Raw genomic sequence first — 7,922 nt, forward strand, 5'->3', positions numbered from 1 at the left:
GCTTCGTTTATGAAAATTTTTATTTTTTATTGTCCAAGCGAAAACACCCATTAGCGTACTGAGATCTTGTTAAACTTACAAGATGCCGCTGACAAGTGCTTGGTTAAAATATTTAACGTTCCTAATAGATATAGTGTACCATCAACCGCCCGAGATAGTAAGGATAATTATCAATCATTTCTTGCTTGGTTTGTTTTTTATAATTGTTTTAATATCAGCGTTTTAAGCGGATTCACAAATTCAGATAACTTAGATAGCATAAGATTTGGTTTTCATGTGATAACTTCATTTTTCTTCACAAACATCTTATTATGTAACTATAATTTTTAAGCTTAAATGTAAGCTCTCCAATACCCAAGCTGACAAACAACAAATGTATACTATCGGGTTAGCCGAATGTCTATCAGTTTTCTCCAATCCTGTCACTATCAAAAAAATCGTTGCCGTGACAGTACAATCTGTCTCAAGCAACAACCACTAAAGATTGGCCAGCACGTACTACCTGTTTCTCAGAGTTTACCCGCGCCTAAACTGGTCTAGTCCACACAATTTACCCGCAACTAACGCATCCAAATTTTATGATAACGAAAAAGCCCACAAGCGCTGTTTTACCAACGTTTGTGGACCATTTATCACCCGCACGGGGCTCGAACCCGTAACTCCGCCTTGAGAGGGCGACGTCTTAAACCAGTTTGACCAGCGGGCAATGTTATCAACTAGCAGTATCTAATTTACGCTATTCTCCCAATATTGTCAATCCTTGAATGAATAAAATTACACAGAAATGGGAATTCATACAGGAATTCGTCTTTTTTCGGCAAAACTGGTTGACACCAAAAGCGTAACAAGTTACTATTAAATAGTTGTTTACGCAACGTAGATTCTTATTGGGTATTCGCCAAATTGGTAAGGCAGCGGACTCTGAATCCGTAATTTACTGGTTCGAGCCCAGTATACCCAATCATAGATTAATCACAAGTCATCATGGTAGCTGCTCAAGCCCGCCATGATGGCTTTTCTTTTACTTCCTATTGTGAATAGCAACTACGAGTTGACTACCAAAGACGTAGTCAACTCGTAGTCAAAAACATCGTTACTTTCTTAGCAACCAGCTTTTCCCATCCGTATACCCATAATCATTAAAAATTTAAATAGTTGGCGAGTTTTTCCGTAGCCTCGTTCCGCTCCTTGTCGGTCACAGCAGTGTAAATGTCTAAGGTCGTCTTGTAGCTGGCGTGTCCCAGTTGGTCTTGCACTGATTTGATCGACGCCCCTGCTTCAAACGCTAGGGTTGCGTAGGTATGCCGGAAAGCATGCACGGTGACGTGCCTCAATCCATACTTCTTGAGTGTATGCTCCAACCACTTTCTGGGCTTCGTCGGCTGGCACATCTCGTTGTTTTCGTTGGCAAAAACCAGATTGTTCCCTCGGTTGCGTCGTCGCTGGTCAAGTTGCCACCGCTGTAGAATACGACACGTCTTCGGGTCAATATAGACGGTTCGATTGCTGCGGATGGTCTTAGGCGATTGGACGAGCAACCGGGCGTTGTCGCCCCGTGATTGCGTCTTAGAGACCGTCACCGTGCCCTTGTTGAAATCAATATCAGACCACAGCAAGCAGAGCATTTCAGACTTGCGCATACCACTGAACGCCGCTAACCGGAAAAACACGTTGGCCTGCGGGTCGTTGGTATCATCATTCAAGCATTCAAAAAAGTGTTCAAGTTCAGCCCGGTTAAAATAGTTTTCCAAATTCTTGCGGGAACGATTATCCTTGTTAACGGGGATGATAACCCGTTTCGCCGGGTTGTCTTTGATGAGTTCCATGTTGATGGCAAAGTCCAAGACACTGGCAGCATAGTCTAACAGCGTATGGTATTTCGTCAATCCCGCTTTGAACCACCCGTTAATAGCATTTTGGCAAACCGCCATACTGATCTGCTTGACCCGGTAGCTACCGAATACGGGGAGGATGTGCAACCGAAATAGCCGCTTAGTGGTCGCCCACGTACTTTCTTTTACCGTGTTCTGATATTGCGGGAACCAACGCTCGTAAACCTCTTTAAAAGTTGTATCGTCCCGTTCATCCGGAAGGCCATTGGTCATTGCGTCACGCCTTAGACGCGAGCTAACCAATTGGGCTTCCCTTTTCGTCTTCAAACCACGACGAGTCGTTCGGCGCGGCTTTCCCGTGAGTGGATCAATTCCCAAGTAAACCTGAACGCGGTAGCGGGTATTTCCGTTCCTGTCCTGATACTTCTGGATGCTAGCCATGATATGACCTCCTATAGACTTTGGCAGGGCAACGACGTTTCCAAATATCCCCCCTATTATCCATCTGAAGGCCCTTTTCTGAAAGTCAGGAGAATCCCCGTGATTTTATTTGAATTGGCGGACACGCCATTTCATTGGGTTTGGCGTCAGCTTATCCGTGACGATTAACCGACTGGTGAAATTTCCACTTGCATTATCGAACACTTGTTCGTATAATAACTGAAGAGGTGATGATCATGAAGCAACTTGCCATCAACGGTAAACTCATTAGCGAGCCTAAAGTGCTCAAACTCAGCCCCCTGCTCATCTTTGCCAAGATCACTGATGACGCAGGCCAACAGCAAAACTGCTTGATTCACCAGCACGGGCTTAATTTTCTTTACCAAGCGACTGCGGGCGCCCACGTGGCGCTGTTTGGCCACTACAACCAGCGCCACCAGTTTGTGATTACCCATTTCACGGTTATCGCTAGCACAACCGCTGCGGCTTCTTAACAATTAAATTGAACGACTAAAAACCACGAGCAACACCCCGCCTAATCAGGCAAGTGTTTGCTCGTGGTTTTGCTTTCCCAAGTGTCAGTCATCTGAGCTTGGGAAAGTGAAATCAGCCGCGGTCAGGGAACTTTTGTGTGGAAAGACCGACCGCCGTCAGATTCCCAATGAATTCAGCTAATTAGCTGCTTTCGGCATTGCCACACCCGCGGGGATGCAGCAATGGACTAACTAGCCCCCATAATTGTCGTTGTAATTGTGACCCTTGGGATTGGTTTGCTTAGCCAGCTTCTTGCTGGTGTAGTAATACTTGGTGTCAACTGGTCTGGACGGCAAAATCGTGTCATGTAAAACTTTGACTTTTTTGCCCTTGACCTTAGTCGTCACAACCTTGTATTGTTCCAACGCCCGCTTGTAACTCATGTTTGGCAGGTAGTCTGTATCCCAACCGCCGATGCGCGTCTTGCCACCAGACTTGTAGGCAAAGTACCAGTTGTCTTTGCCCTGCTGCAGTTTCTTGGCTGGATCATATTGATGCAAAATATACTTGTCCTTGCGAACTTTGCTAGTATCCCAACCGTTCCAGCTGACGTTAACCTTCTTCGCCGTGAACTTCAGTTTACTGTAGACCAGCTTGCCCTTTGCGTTCTTCTCGTAGTGATACCAAGTCCGCCGCAAAGATTTAGGGAAGGTCTTCAACGACTTTTTGGCCTTGGCATCTGCCGTCATGCCGGGTGTGGCGACGGTCACAGCCGCGCCCATGGTAGTCGCCACCATGATGGCGCTAAAGATTTTCATTAGTTTCATGTTTGTTAGCTCCTTTAGTCTAAATTAAATTCACAATAAATCAGTTTAAATCATTTACTGCTGTGCTGAGTGTCTGTGCAAACGTCCCCATGCTCGAAGCAGTCTCATCAGTATTATCAGTGACAGGTTCAAGTTTGTCTAAGGAATTAGCCATTGCATCTAGACTTGCGCGTTGTGAACCAGAAAAGCGGTTCTTAAAAACATTGTAGACGTTAATCAAAGCGTCCCTATCTTTGGCAACAACTTTAGCATTCCCGTCTTCGCCATAGTATCCGTCGGTCCAGGTATACTCGATCGATGTAGCCATGTCCCCATAACTACGGGTGTAAGGTTCAGATTTATCTCCCCCATTGACTGGCATCAATGCCTTCATATAAGCCGTATAAGTATTGTTCAACCGCTTTTGCTTATTGAACGGTGCCTTCCCAGCTGTCAAATACTTCTTGTAGATCCAACCGGCCTTCTTCCCAGACTTGATGTAAGCCAGGGTTGCCTTCTTACCATGGTTCTTGATAACGGCTTTCTTCGTCGCCGTCCAAGTCGTGTAGCGGTACTTGCTCATCTTGTATTTGCGATGGGTCAGCTTGGCACTACTATAAATGTTGCCCTTCTTACCGTGATACGTCTTGTGAGCGAACTTACTGGTTGAGATGACCTTGACCTTGCTCTTAGCGCTCGCCGGCGTAGTCAAGCTTGGTGCGACTAACACGAAACTCAATGCTGCAATGAGACTTACTTTGAATAATTTCTTCATAATTTTCCAGTCCTATCTAGAACGGTATGTTCTTATATAATTTTTTGAGATTCTTCTTGTCATACTTCGTTGGCTTATCAGCCTTAAACGTTGTGTTGTTCATGATACTATCATAATGATTCGTCCAATTTAGGCCTAATGCATCTCCAATCGCCATTCCAGCCCAACCACTTCGCTCAGCCTTATCAAAGTACATATCCTTCATCAGCTTTCGGGACAGTTCTAGCGGATACCCAATATCCTGGGTTTGACTAACGGTGCCATCCTTTTCTTCCGTGATGAAATAACTTCTTCCATACGTATACGGACTTTTTTTCCCAGCACTCTTAGTCGTCGTCAAAACCAGCTCCGCTTCAGAAGCGCGGCTCGTCTTGACCAGCTTCACGACCTTCAGGTTATTCCAGTTTTTGACCGCCTTACGCCACACACTCTGGTAATAGCTTCCCGTAGAACTAATATGATACGAGATTGTTTTTTGGGGAAATCCTGGTTTGGCCTTAGCCTGGGCGCTAACTGACCCTATACCTAGGCAACCAAGTCCGACGATGACCACTAGGCTTAGCAAAACTCTTTTCCTCAGAGATAACATACTTTGCCTCCCAACTACTTCCCAACTACTTCCCAACTACTTCCCAACCTTAAAACTCTTATTCGCCGACAACATCATAAACGCCTTCAATCCGCTCTTACTGGTGTACCCGGCCCGCAGCGTGACCTTCTTGACCTTCTTCGTCTTGAAAGTCTTCTTAAACGTCAGCTTCTTGGTCAGCTTGGCGTACTTGATGCCATTCTTGGTGATGATTCTCACCTGCTTAGCTGGCGTGAAAACACTCAGTGGAATGTTCGTGACGACCAGCTTACCGGACACCTTCAGTGACTTACCCGACTTAGTACGCTTAGCCTTCACGTTGGTCAGCTTGTACGTCCAGCGGTTCTCCTTAACGCCATCTTGCGTGATCAGCCCTAGCTTAGCGGCTTGGTGGGGCGTATACGTCTGGCCCTTGTAGGTCACGATTGTCTTGCCATTGACAACCGTTTCAACGGATGACACCTTCTGTTGCTTTGCTTGAGCCACCGTTCCTGGACTCTCCACGGCGACGGCGCCTAAGGTTACCGTTACCAGCAACCCACTGACGAGTTGTCTCAACCTCATATGTAAGTTCCTCCTTCTACTGCGCAGTGGTCACACCCACTGCCGCCTTGTTGCGGGAGCTACGGACGGCCATCCCCCATCACTGGCGATCAGCCGACCGGTTCCCCCTAAACAATCTAAATCATACACTATGAGGGTGACACACTATGACACTTGAAAAATATTTTTACCCAAAAACGCCTTTTTCGCAAAAAAAATCGCCCATTCAGCCAATTAATCCACTGAATAGACGATTATCACATCATTATTTTATTTTTCGGCGATACCAGGTCCACAGTCCCGCACCCATCAAAATCACGAAACCCAGACCAGTCAGCCAACTACCGAGCCGTAACCCCGGCGTGTGGTAGGTCAACCGCACCCGGTGTCGGCCCGCAGCCAGTCGCGCACCGACAAAACCGACGTTGACCTTTTTCAGCGGCGTTGGCTTGCCGTCAACGGTCAACTGCCAACCCTTGGAATACGGAATCGACGTGGTCAAGACCGTTGGCCGTGTCGCCTCGGCAACACCACTCACCTGATTGTCCGTGACCCGCAAGTGCTGCAGACCGTTTCGTTTAAGCCCCGCCATGCGTTGATGATAGGACTTGCCAAATGGCACGGCAATCAGCTTGGCTGACTTGAACGTCAACTGCTTGACCCCTTTGAACGTCAGACGGATCGTTCGGCGGGGCTTCGTCGTGTACCCCAGGTTCAGTAGGACGCGCCGTTTCGGCTGGTAATCCGACAGGTTGCCCTGCCCCAGCTGACTGAAGCTAGTCACATTTTGCTTACTACCCACGGTCATCGTGTAGGCGCCGTCGCCCACGTTCCACAACGCATTGCGCAGACGGTTCAGGCGGGCGATCCCCGTGAAGGCCTGGTTCTTAAACGCCTGGGTATTCTGCGAGCCACGATACTTGTCAGCCACACTGAAGTCTTGCGCCTGGATGCCCGTCAGCTCCAGATAAAGCTCCGTCTTACGGGTCTGATGGGGTGCCGTGACGTGCAGGTTAACGGTCAGCGGGTGGTTTTGATTATCACTGGTCAGTTGCCGCAGCCCCGCCTGATTACGTGCTTGATTGCGCTGAATTATCCGGCGATTCTCCCGTGCCAACCGCTTTAACCGTGCTTTGTCATTCCGAATATTGACGGAACGGTCCGGGTTGTATTTCCGCAGAGACGGCCGTTGCGGCAGCAAGTCGTCCGGCAGTAGCTGATTGCCTTGTTGCCGGAACTTGACGACCTGCTGCAGGCTATCCAACACCGTCTGCTTATCCGTCGTCGCGGTATAGCCGATTTGCCGTGCCCGACTGTGGTAATGCGCCGTGGGCACGCCCGCAACCCGACCACCAATCAGAGCGCCAGTCGTCAATGCCTGCTCACGGTCGATACCGTTTAGCTGGTTAAATTGGGGGGGCGTCAACCGCTGCCGTTGCAGATATGCCAGCGGTAAGGCGTTGGCCGATTGCAGCACCGTCGTGGCGTAATTATTCCCCAGGCCATGGACCGGGCGATCGCGGAACTTGACCACTTTACTGTGGCGTTTCACCGGGCGATATCCCTCCGGCAGGGCCTGCATCCCCCACTGATTGCTGCGGGCAAAGATCGTGCGCACGCCCAACAGGTTGTTCAGCGTGGTCCGACTGTCGGCCTGGTTGATGGGTTTGTTCATTTTAAATTGCGAATTGTCCACTGCCTGGCTGAAGTCGCCAACTGCCGCGTTTTGCACGGAGAAATAACTCATGATGTCGTGGACGCCCAGGTTCATGCCCATGTTCGTCTTGGCTTCATTCGTGTAATTGTAATACTTGCTGGTGGCGGTCCGACTGAAACCAGACTGCTGCTTCACGTAGGCCTCGGCACCATCGTAAATGTCGCGTTGGTACCGACTAGCGACCCCGCGCGGCAGCAGCTGTTGACTGGCCCCACCAGCGTTTGGATTGAAATACCCGTAGCCGTTGACCACAATATTGAGGGCCAACAGTGGCAGGAGCACGCGGGTCCATTGCCACAGCGTCCATCGACCCCAGGTTCCCCACAACAGGGCGCCTAGCGTCAGTAGGAGTAGCCCATAGATGACGAAATCATGGGGATGGTTATCAAAGACAAAGCCATTGGCCGCCCAAATGGCCACCAGTAAGCCGACCACGCTCCAGCTCAACGTCCGTAGATCTGCGCGCGTCAGACTGGTCAGGTGATCCAAGAAGGCCATCGTGGCCAGGCCAAACGGTAAGGCAGCTAGTAATAACCAGCGCTGTGACGGCGTGGTCCCACCGTTCATCAAAGCCGGTATGGCAGGCAGGAGCGTGCCTACCCCTAGCAGTACCAGACCCACATTTAGCCATAGATACCGCCGGAAGTGCCGCAGCACGTAGACAACGCCTAAGAACGTGTTTAGAATCTTTTCAAGAGTATTCGCAGGAAGGCTAAGCTAATCATCATCTTACTGGTGTTCAGCT

At 49.1% G+C, this 7,922-nt stretch carries 7 protein-coding genes and 2 tRNA genes; 2 read left to right on the plus strand and 7 right to left on the minus strand.

The features are described from left to right. Positions 1-632 precede the first annotated feature (632 nt). A tRNA-Glu gene (locus tag NGM66_RS05440) sits at positions 633-706 on the minus strand. Between the two features lie 182 nt (positions 707-888). Between NGM66_RS05440 and NGM66_RS05445 the strand changes: the two genes are divergently transcribed. Further along, positions 889-961, plus strand: a tRNA-Gln gene (locus NGM66_RS05445). A gap of 178 nt (positions 962-1,139) precedes the next feature. On the opposite strand, the gene NGM66_RS05450 is transcribed toward NGM66_RS05445, so the two are convergent. Continuing rightward, the gene (locus NGM66_RS05450) at positions 1,140-2,273 is read right to left on the minus strand and encodes a site-specific integrase (RefSeq protein WP_208910302.1); all 1,134 of its coding nucleotides are present in this window, start codon (positions 2,271-2,273) and stop codon (positions 1,140-1,142) included. 236 nt (positions 2,274-2,509) lie between these two features. On the opposite strand from NGM66_RS05450, the gene NGM66_RS05455 reads away from it, so the two are divergent. Beyond that, on the plus strand, positions 2,510-2,767 hold the full coding sequence (locus NGM66_RS05455) for a hypothetical protein (RefSeq protein ID WP_208910304.1): 258 nt from the start codon (positions 2,510-2,512) through the stop codon (positions 2,765-2,767). Between the two features lie 231 nt (positions 2,768-2,998). Here the strand turns inward: NGM66_RS05455 and NGM66_RS05460 are convergent, their stop codons facing one another. From NGM66_RS05460 to NGM66_RS05480, 5 genes are all read right to left on the minus strand, one after another. After that, on the minus strand, positions 2,999-3,574 hold the full coding sequence (locus NGM66_RS05460; RefSeq protein ID WP_208910305.1) for a hypothetical protein: 576 nt from the start codon (positions 3,572-3,574) through the stop codon (positions 2,999-3,001). 40 nt (positions 3,575-3,614) lie between these two features. Further along, the gene (locus tag NGM66_RS05465) at positions 3,615-4,328 is read right to left on the minus strand and encodes a hypothetical protein (protein ID WP_208910306.1); all 714 of its coding nucleotides are present in this window, start codon (positions 4,326-4,328) and stop codon (positions 3,615-3,617) included. Positions 4,329-4,344: 16 nt separating this feature from the next. Beyond that, a complete protein-coding gene (locus NGM66_RS05470) occupies positions 4,345-4,755 on the minus strand; it encodes a hypothetical protein (protein WP_208910307.1) in 411 nt (136 codons plus the stop codon). A gap of 198 nt (positions 4,756-4,953) precedes the next feature. Then, on the minus strand, positions 4,954-5,481 hold the full coding sequence (locus tag NGM66_RS05475) for a hypothetical protein (protein ID WP_208910308.1): 528 nt from the start codon (positions 5,479-5,481) through the stop codon (positions 4,954-4,956). Between the two features lie 244 nt (positions 5,482-5,725). After that, the gene (locus NGM66_RS05480; protein WP_258115433.1) at positions 5,726-7,864 is read right to left on the minus strand and encodes a YfhO family protein; all 2,139 of its coding nucleotides are present in this window, start codon (positions 7,862-7,864) and stop codon (positions 5,726-5,728) included. Between the last annotated feature and the right edge of the window lie 58 nt (positions 7,865-7,922).

Source organism: Levilactobacillus yiduensis, from assembly GCF_024718525.1.
In the GTDB taxonomy this organism is placed as follows: domain Bacteria; phylum Bacillota; class Bacilli; order Lactobacillales; family Lactobacillaceae; genus Levilactobacillus; species Levilactobacillus yiduensis.